Origin of the sequence: Jiella endophytica (assembly GCF_004519335.1) — a bacterium.
Taxonomy (GTDB): domain Bacteria; phylum Pseudomonadota; class Alphaproteobacteria; order Rhizobiales; family Rhizobiaceae; genus Jiella; species Jiella endophytica.
In genome coordinates this window covers 517,247-532,154 of record NZ_SOZD01000002.1, presented here as the reverse complement: position 1 = coordinate 532,154, position 14,908 = coordinate 517,247, and the positions used below count along the sequence as shown (strand labels likewise).

16 protein-coding genes are annotated in these 14,908 nt (G+C 66.0%); 7 read left to right on the top strand and 9 right to left on the bottom strand.

Annotated elements, in window-relative coordinates; translation table 11 throughout:
• Window positions 1-116 precede the first annotated feature (116 nt).
• Window positions 117-572: an RrF2 family transcriptional regulator gene (locus tag E3C22_RS07545; RefSeq protein WP_134761393.1), complete on the bottom strand. Its 456-nt coding sequence runs from the start codon at window positions 570-572 to the stop codon at window positions 117-119.
• 200 nt (window positions 573-772) lie between these two features.
• On the opposite strand from E3C22_RS07545, the gene E3C22_RS07540 reads away from it, so the two are divergent.
• Together E3C22_RS07540 and E3C22_RS07535 are read left to right on the top strand one after the other, a co-directional pair.
• Entirely contained in the window at window positions 773-1,936 is a 1,164-nt protein-coding gene (locus tag E3C22_RS07540) for a DUF3616 domain-containing protein (RefSeq protein WP_134761392.1), read from the top strand.
• Between the two features lie 135 nt (window positions 1,937-2,071).
• Window positions 2,072-2,992, top strand: a complete 921-nt coding sequence (locus E3C22_RS07535; protein ID WP_134761391.1) for an MBL fold metallo-hydrolase — start codon at window positions 2,072-2,074, stop codon at window positions 2,990-2,992.
• 20 nt (window positions 2,993-3,012) lie between these two features.
• On the opposite strand, the gene E3C22_RS07530 is transcribed toward E3C22_RS07535, so the two are convergent.
• Window positions 3,013-3,933, bottom strand: a complete 921-nt coding sequence (locus E3C22_RS07530; protein ID WP_134761390.1) for a DUF1499 domain-containing protein — start codon at window positions 3,931-3,933, stop codon at window positions 3,013-3,015.
• 174 nt (window positions 3,934-4,107) lie between these two features.
• Entirely contained in the window at window positions 4,108-5,736 is a 1,629-nt protein-coding gene (locus E3C22_RS07525) for a long-chain-fatty-acid--CoA ligase (RefSeq protein WP_134761389.1), read from the bottom strand.
• A gap of 178 nt (window positions 5,737-5,914) precedes the next feature.
• On the opposite strand from E3C22_RS07525, the gene E3C22_RS24440 reads away from it, so the two are divergent.
• Window positions 5,915-6,328, top strand: coding sequence for a hypothetical protein (locus E3C22_RS24440; RefSeq protein ID WP_167591682.1), 414 nt, complete (start codon window positions 5,915-5,917; stop codon window positions 6,326-6,328).
• A gap of 12 nt (window positions 6,329-6,340) precedes the next feature.
• On the opposite strand, the gene E3C22_RS07515 is transcribed toward E3C22_RS24440, so the two are convergent.
• The 3 genes from E3C22_RS07515 to E3C22_RS07505 all read right to left on the bottom strand — a co-directional run bounded on the left by E3C22_RS07515 (window position 6,341) and on the right by E3C22_RS07505 (window position 9,273).
• Complete coding sequence (locus E3C22_RS07515; RefSeq protein ID WP_134761388.1) at window positions 6,341-6,979, bottom strand: NrsF family protein; 639 nt, start codon at window positions 6,977-6,979, stop codon at window positions 6,341-6,343.
• On the bottom strand, window positions 6,979-7,533 hold the full coding sequence (locus E3C22_RS07510) for a sigma-70 family RNA polymerase sigma factor (protein ID WP_134761387.1): 555 nt from the start codon (window positions 7,531-7,533) through the stop codon (window positions 6,979-6,981). The genes E3C22_RS07515 and E3C22_RS07510 overlap by 1 nt, the downstream gene beginning before the upstream one ends.
• Window positions 7,534-7,695: 162 nt before the next feature.
• Entirely contained in the window at window positions 7,696-9,273 is a 1,578-nt protein-coding gene (locus E3C22_RS07505) for an FAD-dependent oxidoreductase (RefSeq protein ID WP_134761386.1), read from the bottom strand.
• A 243-nt stretch (window positions 9,274-9,516) separates the two neighbouring features.
• Between E3C22_RS07505 and E3C22_RS07500 the strand changes: the two genes are divergently transcribed.
• Window positions 9,517-10,137, top strand: a complete 621-nt coding sequence (locus tag E3C22_RS07500; protein WP_134761385.1) for a YdeI/OmpD-associated family protein — start codon at window positions 9,517-9,519, stop codon at window positions 10,135-10,137.
• Between the two features lie 108 nt (window positions 10,138-10,245).
• On the opposite strand, the gene E3C22_RS07495 is transcribed toward E3C22_RS07500, so the two are convergent.
• Window positions 10,246-10,953, bottom strand: a complete 708-nt coding sequence (locus tag E3C22_RS07495; RefSeq protein WP_134761384.1) for a L,D-transpeptidase — start codon at window positions 10,951-10,953, stop codon at window positions 10,246-10,248.
• Between the two features lie 237 nt (window positions 10,954-11,190).
• On the bottom strand, window positions 11,191-11,853 hold the full coding sequence (locus E3C22_RS07490; RefSeq protein WP_245514831.1) for a haloacid dehalogenase type II: 663 nt from the start codon (window positions 11,851-11,853) through the stop codon (window positions 11,191-11,193).
• 215 nt (window positions 11,854-12,068) lie between these two features.
• Here E3C22_RS07490 and E3C22_RS07485 point away from each other — a divergent pair, with 215 nt between their 5' ends.
• From E3C22_RS07485 to E3C22_RS07475, 3 genes are all read left to right on the top strand, one after another.
• Window positions 12,069-12,953, top strand: coding sequence for a branched-chain amino acid aminotransferase (locus E3C22_RS07485; RefSeq protein WP_134761382.1), 885 nt, complete (start codon window positions 12,069-12,071; stop codon window positions 12,951-12,953).
• Between the two features lie 134 nt (window positions 12,954-13,087).
• Window positions 13,088-13,690, top strand: a complete 603-nt coding sequence (locus tag E3C22_RS07480) for a superoxide dismutase (protein ID WP_134761381.1) — start codon at window positions 13,088-13,090, stop codon at window positions 13,688-13,690.
• Window positions 13,691-13,918: 228 nt separating this feature from the next.
• A complete protein-coding gene (locus E3C22_RS07475) occupies window positions 13,919-14,380 on the top strand; it encodes a c-type cytochrome (protein ID WP_245514829.1) in 462 nt (153 codons plus the stop codon).
• Window positions 14,381-14,559: 179 nt separating this feature from the next.
• Here E3C22_RS07475 and E3C22_RS07470 read toward each other — a convergent pair whose 3' ends face one another.
• Window positions 14,560-14,790 carry a hypothetical protein gene (locus tag E3C22_RS07470; RefSeq protein ID WP_134761379.1) on the bottom strand — a complete coding sequence of 77 codons (231 nt, stop codon included), beginning with the start codon at window positions 14,788-14,790 and terminating at the stop codon, window positions 14,560-14,562.
• Window positions 14,791-14,908: the final 118 nt, after the last annotated feature.

The following is a 14,908-nucleotide window of genomic DNA, read 5'->3' as shown; positions in this document are numbered from 1 at the left end:
AACTTGCCCAGCGTGATGCGGAGGGTCGGATATTTGGCGCGCCGTGCGTCCAATAGGATGCTTCGGGTCGTTGGATCGACGCATCGCCGGGACGGTGGGATCCGCAGAGGCGGGCCTCAGGCTGGCTGGGTGGAATAGTCGGCCAGCGCCTCGGCCTTGCCGGGACTGGTCAGCGCGTCGGCAATGGTGGTGCGGTCGAGCACGTCGCGGGCAGACTGGGCGACGTGGGCAAATACCCGCCGGATCTCGCAATTCTGCTCGCTGCGGCAGTCGTCGCAGCGGCGATAGGCGATCCGGCTGAGGCAGGGCAACGGCGCGATTGGGCCGTCGATCAGCCGCAGCACTTCGCCGAAGGTGATGTTGTCCGCGGGCTTCAGCAGATAGTAGCCGCCGAACTTGCCCCGTCGGCTGTGGACGATCCCGACGCGTTTAAGATCGAGCAGGATCTGTTCGAGGAATTTGCGCGGGATCGTCTGCGTCTCGGCGATTTCGGCAGTGACCAGTCCCCGGTCGCCGGCCCGCGCCAGCGCCAGAAGGGCCCGCAGCGCATATTTCGCTTTCTGACTGATCATCGCTCGCTTGTGCTTTTATCCCATATTGTCGATCGAGATAAGCGATCGCTGGAAATATTGCCACCGCCGGAGCCGGCTCAAGTTGCAGCGTCGCGATCCGTCCCGTCCACCTTGCCGTTTTTCCGGGGAAGCGCAGTTTTAACAGACAGCCAAAGCGCGAGGGCGGTGTTCGACGGGACGGTGAAGGAGGAAGAGCAGCGATGGCGAAGAACCGGCCGACACGTCTTGCCGATCATGCCAGCGCCGAGGAGAAGGCCGGCTTCGCCCTGGACCGCAAGCCCGTCGACAAGCTCGACCTCTTCTTTGCCCATCACGACGAGCTGACCAACGTCGGCGATCCGATCTGGCAGGACGTCTCCTCGCTCGCCGCCGTCGGGCGCTCGATCTTCTGCACCTGCGACGAGACGTCGACGGTCGAGCGGGTGCTGATCGACGAGCATGGCAAGGCGGCCGGCGAGCACAGGAATTTCGTGCTCGGGCAGAGCTTCCAGCTGCCCGACGGCCCCTCCGGCGAGATGGATATCGAGGGCCTCGCGATCTCGGACGGCTATCTCTGGATCTGCGGGTCACATTCCCTGAAGCGCGACGACCCGGACGACGACGACATCGACGATTTCGAGGACGTCGACTGGGATTCCAATCGCGGATTCCTCGGCCGCGTGCCGCTGCTCGACCGGGGTGACGGGGTGGTCGATCTCGTCGATGCGATCGAGCCGCTCGACGGCACGCCGGGTCGGACTGTCGCGATGGTCGAGATGACCGCTTCGAAGAAGACGCCGATCCGCAAGATGCTGAAGAAGGATCGGCTGATCGGCCCCTTCGTCGATCTGCCCTGCAAGGAGAACGGTCTCGACATCGAGGGTCTCGCGGTGAAGGGCGACACCGTGCTTCTCGGCCTGCGCGGTCCGGTGGTCGGCGGTTTTGCGATGATCGTGCGGATGGAGATGAAGCTCACCGACAAAGGATTTCTAAAGCCGGTGAAGCTGAAGGACGGCAAGCGCTATGCCCTACACGCCATCGATCTCAACGGCCAGGGCATCCGCGACATGAACTGGCAGGAGGACCGGCTCCTGATCCTCTCCGGCGCGACCACCGATCTCGAAGCCATGCAGTCGGTCTTCGCGATCGAGAATTTTTCCGCCGACCGGCAGGTCTACCATTCCGGTGCGCTGCGGCGGATCCTCGACCTTCCCGCCATCCGCGGCTCGGACCATGCGGAGGGCATCGCCGTCCTGGAGGCGACGGAGGACAGGGGTCCGAGGCTTCTCGTCGCCTATGACTCCCCGCATGACGACAGGGTGGATGCCGAGAAGCAGCGGATTGCCGTCGATGTGTTCGAACTCGCCGGCTCGGGAGAGAAATAGCCCGAGCCGGCGAGATGTCCGTGCTTCGCCGGCCTTCGCGCGGAAAACGAGTCTTGCCGATGACGCGCGTCGACCTGGTCATCCGCTCGTTCCCTATATGGGCAGCGCGGCGCTTTGCCTGCTAGACATCTCCCCATGACAGACGATTCATCCGCCACCGGCGCCGAGCCGGAATTCTCGACCGCCTTCGACCCCGCTCACGGCAGCGCTGTCGAGGTCGCGCCGGGCATCCTGCGGGTCACGGCGAACAATCCCTCGCCGATGACCTTCACGGGCACCAACAGTTACGTCGTCGGCGACGGCGGGCGCTGCTTCGTCGTCGATCCCGGTCCGTCCGACGATGCGCATCTCAGCGCATTGCTCGGCGCGGTCGGCGGCCGTGACGTCGAGGCGGTGCTTCTCACCCACCGCCATTCGGACCATTCGGCGCTGGCGATGCGCTTTGCCGAGGAGGTCTCGGCGCCGCTTCTCGGTGCGGCGGGGAGAGCCGACAGCAAGGGTAACGCGCTCGACGCGCCGCCCGCCGGCGGCCTCGTCTATGCCCGCCATCTCGCCGATGGCGAGACGCTTCGCCTTGCCGGGCGCGAGATCGAGGTCGTGGCGACCCCCGGCCATGCCTCGGACCATGTGGCGCTCTCGCTCCTCGCTGACGGGATCCTGTTGTCGGGCGACCACGTCATGGCCTGGTCGACGACGGTCGTCGCGCCGCCGGACGGGGTGATGGGCGACTACATGGCTTCGCTGGAGAAGCTTTTGACGCGCGGCGAGACCCGCTGTCTTCCCGGCCATGGCGGGCCGGTGGAGCGGCCGGTGCCGTTCCTGCGCGGGCTGATCCACCACCGGCGGATGCGCGAGGCGGCCATCCTGAAGCGACTCGAGGCCGGCGACCGGACGATCGCGGCGATCGTCGCCGCCACCTATCCGGGGCTCGATCCGCGTCTCGTCGGCGCCGCGGGGCTCTCGGTGCTGTCGCATCTGACCGATCTCGTCGAACGCGGCCGTGTCGTCGAAGAGGCCATTGGCGACGGCGACAGCACCTATCGTCCGGCGGGGTAGAAAGGTTCTCTCGGGGGATGTCAGGAGCCGGTCGAGACCTGGCCGGCCAGGGCGGCGTCGAGATCGGTGAAGAAGCCTTCGAGAAAGCGCCGGTTCTGACCGAAATCGATCTCCATCTCGCGGGAAGTCGAGCGCGCGTCGACAAAGGTCTCGGCACCATCCTCGACGATGCGGATCACCACCGCGCTCGGCAGGCCGAGCAGAAAATCGCGGGCCGTCGCGTCGATGCGGTACTGGTCGCTGTCCCTGGTGCCGGCAAGATCGGCGGCGCTCAGCTGCTCGGCTTCGGCCCGCGATGTCGGGATCGGAATGCCGATCGTGCCGCTGACACCGAGATCGCCGCTCGCATCCTCGTCGGCGGCCTCGTTGGGATCGCCGACCGTCACCGCATCGACCTTCCAGCCCTTGTCGGAAAGAACCAGCCTGGCGGCCTTGTAGATCTCCGGAGCGGCCGAGAGATAGCGCCGGCCGGTGACGATGCTCGGCGGATCCTCGGCGCTGATCGCCCGCTGCCAGCGCGGCAGGGCGTGGCCTGGCGCATCGATCACCTCGGCGACGGCGTCCGGCTCCATCCCCTCGGTATAGGCGACGTTGGCGCGGGGATTTTCGACCGCCAGCCAGGCGGCGAAACCGAAGGGGGCGAGGGCGAGGAGCGACATGGTGAAGGCGCCGATCGCCTTGCCGCCACCGATCAGGCCGGAGACCCAGACCCGCATCAGCCCCCAGACCGAGATGGCGAAGGCGATTGCCGCGAGCGCCGCAGCGAGCAGGAGGAGACCCGCCAGCGCCTGCGGGTCGACGCCGCCGAGCCGGAAGATCGCAAAACCGACGACGACGAGAACGATCGCCAGGAGCGCCAGCCAGCGGGCAAAGCCCGCAAGCCGCAGGCGCTTGCGGACATAGTGTCCGCTCACGGGCAGATTGGCGAAGGCCATGCTCATCAAAAGGGTCCGAAGGCGATCATCGGCCGGATGTTAGCCCATCATCGAGGACCGGGGAAACGCTTTTCCGCGACATCCGAGCCATGGCGGACCGAGCGCTGCGAACGCCCGCCCGCAGTCGACGGCATGGTGACCCGCCACCGCGCGTGACGGTCGTCGGCCCGGGTTCGAAGGTCACGCCGTCGGCAGCACGTAGCTCTTGAACTCCTCGCGCAGCGCCGTCTTGCGGATCTTGCCCGCCGCCGTGTGGGGGATCTCCTCGACGAAGACAACGTCGTCCGGCATCCACCATTTGGCGATCTTGCCCTCCAGAAAGCCGAGGACGTCCGCCTTGCTGGGGTTGTGCCCTTCGCGCTTGACGCAGATGAGCAGCGGCCGCTCGTCCCATTTCGGATGGGCAAGGCCGATGACGGCGGCTTCGGCGACGTCCGGATGGCCGACGGCGATGTTCTCGATCTCGATGGAGGAGATCCATTCGCCGCCGGACTTGATGACGTCCTTCGCCCGGTCGGTGATCTGCATGTAGCCGTGCTGGTCGATATGGGCGACGTCGCCGGTGTCGAACCAGGCCTCCTCGTCGAAGAGCTCGGCTCCCTGGTTCTTGTAATAGGCCTTGGCGACCGACGGTCCGCGCACCTTCAGGCGGCCGAAGGTCTTGCCGTCGCGCGGCAGGGTGACATTGGCGTCGTCGGTCACCTTCATCTCGACGCCGAATGGCGGAAAACCCTGCTTGTCCTCGATGGCGAGGAGGTCGTCGCCGGTCAGCCCGGCATATTCCGGCTTGATGGCACAGAGGGTTCCGAGCGGGCTCATCTCGGTCATCCCCCAGGCGTGCACGACCTGGGCGCCATAGCGGTTCTGGAACGCCTCGGTTACCCGCCGCGGGCAGGCCGAACCGCCGATGATCACCCGCTCCAGATCCGGCAATTCGCCGCCATGGGCCTCCAGATGCTGCAGAAGCATCAGCCAGATGGTCGGCACGGCCGCCGTGCAGGTGACGCGTTCCTCGGTGAGGATCCGGTAGATGGACGCCCCGTCCATCTTCGGCCCGGGCATGACCAGCGCCGAGCCGGCCATCGGTGTCGTCAGCGCGATGCCCCAGCCATTGGCGTGGAAGAACGGCACGATCGGCAGCATGCGGGAGGAGGACGAGATGTTCATCGCGTCCGGTGACTGCGCCATCATCGAATGCAGAACGTTGGAGCGATGGGAATAAAGAACGCCCTTCGGATTGCCCGTCGTGCCCGAGGTGTAGCACATGCCGGCAGCGGTGTTCTCGTCGAGCTCCCGCCAGGCAAAGTCGCCGTCGGCGCCCTCGAGCCAGGTTTCATAGGCAACCGCATTGGGAAGCTCGGTCTCGGGCATGTGCTCGGCGTCGGTCAGCACGACCACCTTCTTGAGGCTCGGCACCTTGGCGGCGAGCGCTTCGACCAACGGCAGGAAGGTGAGGTCGACGAAGAGCAGCCTGTCCTCGGCGTCGTTCATGATCCAGACGAGCTGTTCGGGAAACAGCCGCGGATTGAGCGTGTGGTAGACCGCCCCCATGCCGGTGATGCCGTACCAGCATTCGAGATGGCGCCAGGTGTTCCAGGCCATGGTGGCGATGCGATCGCCGAGCTGGTAGCCTTCGCGCTCCAGTAGCTGGGCGATCTTGCGGGCCCGCTCGCGCACTTCGCGATAGTTGGTGCGGTGCATCGGTCCCTCGACCGACTGGCTGACCACCTCGCGCAGCGGATGCTCCTCAGCCGCGTGGTCGATCACCTTCGAACAGAGCAGGGGCCAGTCCTGCATCAATCCGCGCATCAGCAACTCCTCCCAGGTCCTTGCGGACGCGACGCCGTTCCTCCCCGGCCACGTCCCTTCGTTGCACATAGTGTGTCGTGAACGGCGAGCCATTGTCCAGTGCCACAGCCTCGGACAAAGTTTGGACATTTCCCGCCGTCACAACCGCTGCAAGGGACGAAATGACAGGGAGTTCGTCATGCAGATGGATCACGCGGTGGAGATGGGTCCGTTCGAGGCGGGCGAGGGCGTCGAGGCTGTGGAATTCGAGCTGGCGCTCGGCGCCAGCGACATCGGCGAGACCAGCTTCGAGGATTGCGTGCGGCGGGCTGCCGACATGATCGGCGGCGAATTCCTCTTCGCCATGCCGGCGGACGGCTCCTTTGAGGATGCGAGCGAGATCGCCGCCATCCACATGGGCGAGGCCGGCGAAGGTCATGGCCGGGTGTTCTTCGCCGTGCTCAACGCCGAAGGCGATGCGATCCGGGTGGCCGACCGCGAGGAGATCGGCGACCGGTTTCACGGCTTCGCCCGGGCCTTTGTCGGCGTGCTTTCGCGCATCCGGGACGGCATGCCCTCCTTCGGCCAGATGGAGCCGGAAGGCCGCGCCTGAGGCTGCGTGGCGCTACCAGCGCAGCAGTCGCGACCCCGCCAGGGCCCCCACCGTGACCAGCACCAGGGTCGCCAGCGGATACCAGATCGCCACGAAGAGCGGCGAATCGTCCGGGCAGTGGGCAGCGTAGAAGATCGCCGAAATGCCCGCTGCGGCAAGGCCTGCGATGCCGCCGGAGAGCGCCGGACGCGTCGGCGCCTGCCGCGACAGGGCAAACAGGAACAGCGCCAGCACCGGCGCGCCCATGGTCGGGATGGCGATCAGGCAGTTCCTCGCATTTTCGCCGAGCGCCCGCGTCTCCCACAGCTGCTGCGGAACGACGACAAGTTCCACAGCCACCGCAGCGACGAGCACCGCCACCGGCACCACCAGCATTGTCGCAAGCCGTCGCCACGGCCGCGCCGGCCTCGCCAGCGCCACGAGCACGCCGAGCGCGGTGATGGCGAGGAGCCCGGTGGTGACGAACTTCATGTCGAAGCGCAGGGCGCCGAAGGAGGTGAGGAAATTCGCCCGGGGCCCCAGCAGCGGCATGAAGACGGCAAAGGCCAGAAGCGGCGAGATCACCACCGCGGCCCAAAGCGGCAGCACGAAGCCGCTCTCCTGCCTCCCCGCATTTCCCGCCAGTTCGGCGATCAGTTCGTCGGTCTGCATCAATCTCTTCCGAACTTCCTGGCGATCGTCGAGAGCCCCCGGTGAAACGCCACCCGCACCGCGCCCTCGCTCATGTCGAGGTCGCGCGCGGTCTGGCTGATCGACTTGCCCTCCACCGACAGCGCGGAGACCACCGCCTGCTGCCGGCCGGCGAGCGAAGCGACCGCCCGTCCGACGTCGTGGGCAACCGCCGTCGGCGCCCCGGCCGGATCCTCGAAGACGTCGCCCATTTCGGCGATGTCGATCTCGATCCGCTTGCCGCGGCGGCGATAGGCATCGATCGCCTTGTAGCGGGCGATCGCGAACAGCCATGGCGCAACCGGCTCGCCGGGCCGCCAGGTGTGGCGCTTGGCATGCACAGCCAGGAGGATTTCCTGGACGAGGTCTTCCACGTCGAAGCCGGCCGAATGGCGTGGCATTCGACTCGCCGCAAAACGGCGGACGATCACGGCGGCATCTGTCAGGAACGCTCGATAGGCCTTTTCATCGCCTGCCACGGCACGAAGCAGTAGGTCGTCGAGCGCCTGGAACTTGGACGATGAGGCAGGCGACATGACATGCCTTTCGGGGCAGGGCGGAGATTTGTTTCGACCATGCCGCTTTTTTGTCGCCGCCGCACCCCTTCGAAGTCACTTGCACGTGAGAACGACATGACCCCGTGAGGCCATCTGGCGCCGCCGACCTCGTGACCGACGGCCACCATGGGGCAGTCGCTCTCAGAGCAGCGTCTTCGGCTGCCAGCCGGCCGCTTCGAGGCTGGTCTTCGACGGCGTCGGATCGGACATGATCATCAGGCCATGCAGATCGGCGGTGACGTCCGCCTTGCCGCGGCCGAGAGCGGCGATCACCTTGCCGTCCTTGACGTAAAAGGCGGTAAAGCTGGCGGCCGCGAGATCGCCCTCGATATGGCACTCTTCATAGTCCTTCGCATGGCCGACATAGTGGATGGGGCCGTATTGCGCCGACCAAAAGAACGGCACGCCGGCAAAGGGCAGGCTGTCGCCGAGCATCGCCCGCGCGGCATGCCGGCCATGTTGCTCTGCCACGCGCCAGTGCTCGATGCGGGCGGAATATCCCCGCCCGTTCAGCGGGAACTTCGCGACGTCACCGCCGGCAAAGAGGCTCGCATCGACGGAGAGGTCAGGCCCGACCTCGACGCCGCCAGCGGCCTCGGCCGCCTCACCGAAGATCGAAAGCCGCGGTTTCGCGCCGACCGCCATCAGCACCATGTCCGCCGGCACCTCGTCGCCACTGGACAGATGCACGGCACTGATGGCGCCGCGCTTTTCCGCGATCGCGGTGACGCCGGTATTGGTGCGGATGTCGACGCCCTTGTCCCGGTGCTGGCCGACGATCTGGCCGGCGACGGCTTCGCCCCATTTGCTCTCGAAGGGCAGCGTCTCCTGGGAGACGACCGTCACCAACTTGCCGATAGAGACAAGGGCTGCGGCCGCCTCCATGCCGATGAAGCCGGAGCCGACGATGACGATGTTTTGAGCGCTGTCCGCGGCAGCCTTGATGCGCCTGGCGTCGTCATGACTGCGCAGGGTGAAGACGCCCGGAAGATCGGCGCCTTCGACCGGGAGGGTGACGGAATCGCTGCCCGGCGCGGCGAAGCAGCGGTCGTAGACAAGCCCTTCGTTCACCCCGTCCTTGCCGACGAAGTGGATCGTACGGTTCGCCGCATCGATCCGCTCGACGCGCTCGGTAATGCGCTCGACGCCGATCGCATCGAGCCCGCCCTCGCCGACGAGGGGAAGTCCGTCGTCGCCGGTCTTGCCCTGCAGATAGGTCTTCGACAGCGCCGTGCGGTCGTAGGGCGTCTCGCCGTCGTCGGAGAACATCACGATGCGGCCGTCGAAACCCCGCCGCACCAGCTCCTGCGCACAGGCGAGACCCGCAGCACCGCCGCCGACGATGGCAAAGATCCGCGCGCCGCCGGCCCGGCGGGCGGAAGGCTCGACCTCCGGCCTGTGCTCGCCGGCGCCGTCGGGCACCTCGACGAGCACCCGGCCGTCTGCCACCCTCGTCTCGAAGCGGGCGAGGCAGCCCTGGCCCGGCGGTTCGACATGAGCGCCGTCCTCGAGACCGAAACAGGCGTGATGCCAGGGACAGATCACCTGGTTGCCGATCCGCGTGCCGTTCTTCAGTGGCGCGCCCTTGTGGCTGCAATGGGCGCCTGTGGCAAAGACCGTCTCGTCATCGCGGGCGAGGAGGATCTTCAGCTCCCCGGCCTCGACTTCGTGGAGGCCGGTGTCGGAGAGCTCGGAAAAGGCGGCAACGTCGTATTCCATCGAAACTTCTCTCAAATGCTGGAATCGTTCGATGGAAGGCCAACGGGATCAGCGAAGAACCGGTTCCTTGGCACCGCTCACCTGCCGGCGAGGACAATCCGAATCACCCGAAGTGGCCGGATCTCGACTTGCCATCTGAGCTTTGAGCCGGGCATTCTGAAGGGCGCCTGATCTTTCTGGCGTCCGGGCAAAGCCGCCGGTGCGAGCGGCCGGGGTCTGCGGCAGCGGCGCGAGGAGAGTGTCGTGATCACCGATATCGAAGCGTTCTTCACCGATGGCTGCGGGCGCTGCGAGCGTTTCGCCACGCCGGCCTGCTCGGCACGCAGATGGGCTAGAGGTCTCGGCGAACTCCGCCGGATCTGCCGGGAAGCTGGGCTCGACGAGACGGTCAAATGGGGCCATCCCTGCTATATGCATGACGGGCGGAATATCGCCCTTCTCGGGTCGTTCCGCGACGATTTCCGCATTACCTTCTTCCATCCGGCCCTGATGAAGGATCCGGAAGGCGTCCTCGAACGCCCGGGACCGAACAGCCGGCATCCCAATCTGATCCGCTTTTTGGACGATGACGGCGTGGCAGCGCGCGAAGCGGTGATCCGCTCCTATCTCGACGAGGCGATCGGCTATGCCAAGGCGGGACTGAGGCCTGCGGAAGAGAAGCCGGAGATCGACCTGCCTGGCGAACTGCTCGATGCTCTCGACTGCGATCTCGAACTCGCCGAGGCATTTCACAACCTGACACCCGGGCGGCAGCGAAGCTACGCCATCAATCTCAACGCAGCGAAGAAATCCGAGACCCGCATCGCCCGGATCGACAAGTTTCGCCCGCTCATTCTCGCGGGGAAGGGCGCGTTGGACCGGTAGGACGCCATTGCTCCGGCTGCAGGCCTTGCCCGTCCGGCGACCGTGCATGAAAAAAAGCGGGCGCCCGAAGACGCCCGCTGTGTTCTGAAATCCGACTGTCGGGATCGATCAGACGTAAGCGCCGGCCTGGACGAGCACGGGCGCGCCGACCTTCACGCGGTCGTAGAGGTCGATGATGTCCTGGTTCATGAAACGGATGCAGCCGGACGAATCGTTGGTGCCGATCGTCCAGTATTCCGGCGAGCCGTGCAGACGGTAGAGCGTGTCGCGATTGCCCTGGAAGAGATACATCGCGCGGGCGCCGAGCGGGTTCATGATGCCGCCGGGCATGCCGCTGGCATATTCTGCGAGGTCCGGCTTGCGCTGGATCATCTCCTTCGGCGGGGTCCAGGTCGGCCAGACTTTCTTCGCCCGCACCTCGGCCCGGCCGCTCCAGCCGAAACCCTCGCGGCCGACGCCGACGCCGTAGCGCATCGCGCGGCCGCCGGGCATGACGTAATAGGCGTATTTGGCGCTGGTATCGATGACCACCGTGCCCGGCTTTTCACCCGTCGGATCGGCGACTTCGCGGCGCAGATAGCGCTCGGGGACGCGCGACAGGTTGACGGCCGGGATCACCTCGCCGTGGTCGACCATCCGGCCGTACATCGCCTTGTAGCGGGGATTGCCGTAGCTGCCGCCGCCGGAAAACGCCGTCAGCGAGGAGATGCGCGCCCGCGAGGCGCTCGAACAGCCCGACACGGCAGCAACGGCGCCGAGGCCGGCGACCGTCAGAAAGCCGCGCCGCGACACGAGCCGATCTTTGGTGGGATCCATGAGTTCCAGCCTTATCGTTTTTTTGTGGGATACGGCCATTCTATGGGCCGATCCTTGCCATTTGTTCTACACGAACGATGGTGCGCGTCTTCGGTTCCCGCATCACAGACGCTTGAAATCGCCGTGTTTTCGCGTTCGGTGTGGCATCTCGGCTGCGGATCCGGACGAGGCGGCGGCTCTTTCGCGTATCATCACCCGGTCAGGCAGCCGATATCGTCCGAGGGCGGTGGGCGGCGTTCACAGCCTGCCGGCGAGGTTCTTCAGATCGGGCAGTATCGCGTCCGGTCGCAGGTCGAGATATTCGTCAGGCTCGCCCTTGCGGTTGATCCAGACGGTGTGGAAGCCGAAGCGATTCGCTCCGGCGATGTCCCAGCGGTTGGAGGACTGGAACGAGACCGCGTCGGGATAGATCCGGTACTGCGTCGTCACCATCTCGTAGACCGCCGGCGCGGTCTTGTATTGGCCGCAGTCCTCGGCCGAGAAGAGCTCGTCGACGAGATCCTCGAGACCGGCCGAGCGGACCGCGCGGGAGAGCATGTCGCGTGAGCCGTTCGAGAGAATCGCGACACGCGCTTCCTTGTCCTTCAGGGCCCGGAGAGTCGAAGGCACTTCCGGATAGCAGTCGAGGTCGCGATAGGCGTCGAGCAGCGGCTCGCGCAGCGCCGGATCGACGCCGCCGACCTTCTGGAAGGCATAGTCCAGCGCATCCTCGGTGAGATCCCAGAAATTCCGGCTGGCGTCGCCCATCAGTCCGCGCACCCAGGAATATTCGAGCTGCTTGCGACGCCAGACCTCGGCGAGCTCTCGGCCGGACGCACCGAGCGTCTCGGCATGCCGGGCAACGGCGGCGCCGGTGTCGAAAAGCGTTCCATAGGCGTCGAAGACGTAGACTGAATGCAAGGCGATGTCCTTTTCCGGGTGGGCGGCGGGCGTCCTTTTGGCAAAATGGGGCAGGGGGCACCGCTCGCCATATCGCCGGCGATTGAAATGTCGGGTCGCGGGCGCTACCCCGGTCGGATCGATGGGCAGCCGCGCCGAGGCCGGACGCCGTCCCGGCCAGCCGGGAGGACGCCGCAGGGCCGCTTTCGCGCGAGGCCCGAAAGGAGAATATCGGCATGTCATCGCATTCGTCGCACGGCGCTTCGCCGGAGCTTCGCACCCGCACCTTCGTCGACGGCACTTGGCACGAGGGGAGCCCGGCGCTGATCGGCCCGAAGAGCCACGCCATGTGGCTCGGCTCGACCGTTTTCGACGGCGCCCGCTGGTTCGACGGCGTCGCGCCGGATCTCGACCGCCACAGCCAGCGCGTCAACCGCTCGGCCGAGGCGCTCGGCCTCAAGCCGACCGTCGCTGCCGAGGAGATCGAGGCGCTCGCCCGCGAAGGGCTGAACGGCTTTTCCGGCGAAACGGCAGTCTACATCCGGCCGATGTACTGGGCCGAGGGCGGCGGCTATATGGGCGTTCCCGCCGACCCCGAGACGACGCGGTTCTGCCTCTGCCTCTACGAGACGCCGATGATCGAGCCGGCCGGCTTTTCGATCACCGTTTCGCCGTTCCGCCGGCCGACGCCGGAGACGATGCCGACGCTCGCCAAGGCGGGCTGCCTCTATCCCAACAACGGCCGGGCGATCATGGAGGCCAAGAAACGCGGCTTCGACAACGCCCTCGTCCTTGACATGATCGGCAACGTCGCCGAAACCGGCACGTCGAACATCTTCTTCGTCAAGGACGGCGTCGTCTACACGCCGGTCCCGAATGGCTGCTTCCTCAATGGCATCACCCGCCAGCGGGTGATCGGACTTCTGCGCGAGGCCGGCCGGGAGGTGGTGGAAAAGAGCCTGTCGGTGGCCGACTTCATGGATGCCGACGAGATCTTCTCGACGGGCAATCATTCCAAGGTGGTCCCCGTGCAGCGGATCGAGGGCCGCGAGATGCAGCCCGGGCCGGTCTATCGCGAGGCCCGCGAAGCCTACATGGCCTTTGCGAAAAAGGCCGGCTGAGGCCCGCAGGCATCGCTCCGCCGTCGGCTTCCGACGGTGGACGGACCATCATCGCCACCTATGTTCGTGGCAAAGCCGGGGCGCCGTCAGCGCGGCGTCCCGCTTCGACCAATCCCATCAGAAGGAGACGGACCATGGCCTTCGAACTGCCCGAGCTTCCCTACGCCTATGACGCGCTGGGCCCCTACATGTCCAAGGAGACTCTCGAGTTTCACCACGACAAGCACCACCAGGCCTATGTGACCAAGGGCAACGAACTGGCCGAGAAGGCCGGCATGTCCGATCTGCCGCTCGAGGAGATCGTCAAGAAGTCCTACGGCACCGACCAGGCGCTGTTCAACAATGCCGGCCAGCACTACAACCACATCCACTTCTGGAAGTGGATGAAGCCGAATGGCGGCGGCACCAGCCTGCCCGGCAAGCTGGCCTCGGCCTTCGATTCCGATCTCGGCGGCTATGACAAGTTCAAGGCCGACTTCGAGGCGGCCGGCGCCGGCCAGTTCGGCTCCGGCTGGGCCTGGGTGGCCGTTAAGGACGGCAAGCTCGAGATCATGAAGACGCCGAACGGCGAGAACCCGCTCGTCCATGGCGGCGTGCCGATCCTCGGCGTCGACGTGTGGGAGCACTCCTACTACATCGACTATCGCAACGCCCGGCCGAAATATCTTTCCGCCTTCGTCGACAGCCTGGTGAACTGGGACTACGTCCTCGAATGCTACGAAAAGGCGACCGCCTGACGCGGACGCGCGCCGCCGGAATTTCGGGCGGTCCGGCGTGATCGCCGAAAGACGACAGATCCTTGACGCCCCGGCAGCGATGCCGGGGCGTCGTCGTTTCGAACACTCACGACGCCGTCAAAAAACTGTTTGTGACCGCATCGACCGTCATCCTGCCGTTGCCCCAGGCTGGAAATGTTCCAACTCGTTCCGGAACCAACCTGCCGCGATCCTTCGAGGAGCTTCCAGATGACCGACAGCCGCCCCTTCAGCCTCGCCGTTCTCGCCGTCTGCGGCGCGGCGGCCTTCGCCGTTCCGGCGATCGCCCAGAACCTCGACGCGATCAAGGCCCGCCAGGACCTGATGGAGGAAAACGGCAAGGCGACCAAGGCCGGCGCCCAGATCCTGAAGGGGCAAGCGGAGTTCTCCGCCGACAAGGCGACGGAGATCTTCACCAAGATGCACGAGGTCGCGATGAAGTTCGGCGACTATTTCCCGGAGGATTCCAAGACCGGCGGCAAGACCGAGGCCGCTCCGGCGATCTGGGAAAAGCCGGACGAGTTCAAGGCGGCCCTGGTGAAGTATCAGGAAGACACCCAGGCGGCGCTCGACGCCGCGCCGCAGGACGTCGACGCCTTCAAGCAGCAGTTCGGCAAGGTCACCCAGAACTGCAAGGGCTGCCACGAGGATTTCCGGCTCGACAAGAACTGAGCCCGGAAGACCGGAACAACGCTCGACGGGTCGGCTACCGCGCCGGCCCGTTTGCTTTTGGGCCCCAAAATTTGTCGCGAATGGGACGCTGTGCTCGCCAGGAAGAACGAGCAGCGCCCGACGTCATCGGCGAAAGCGCTTCCTGCGAACGCATCGGCGCGACTCACCCGATTTGAATTTCACGTGCCCGGCGGCTTCGGCTTCGCCGCGTCGAGGTCCACCATCAGCGTCGAAAGCTGCTTCGAGCCGCAGCGACAGCGGAAGAAGGCCGCGGCCAGATGCACCGGCAGGTCCTGCTTCAGCCCCGGCGGAATCAGGCCGACTGGCAGGAAGGTCGTGTGCTGGCAGGTGATGCAGCGCACCTCGAGCCACAGGCGCCTGTGGCGCAGATCGGCAATGGTCGGGAACACCGGCACCTCCGGTGTGTTCCTTATTTGTTCTAGTCACCACTGTCGATTTCGGATGGCCGCGGCGAGCCGCCGCAGCCTTCAGAGCGCCGTGCGTCCGAATGGACGTACAAAGGACGCT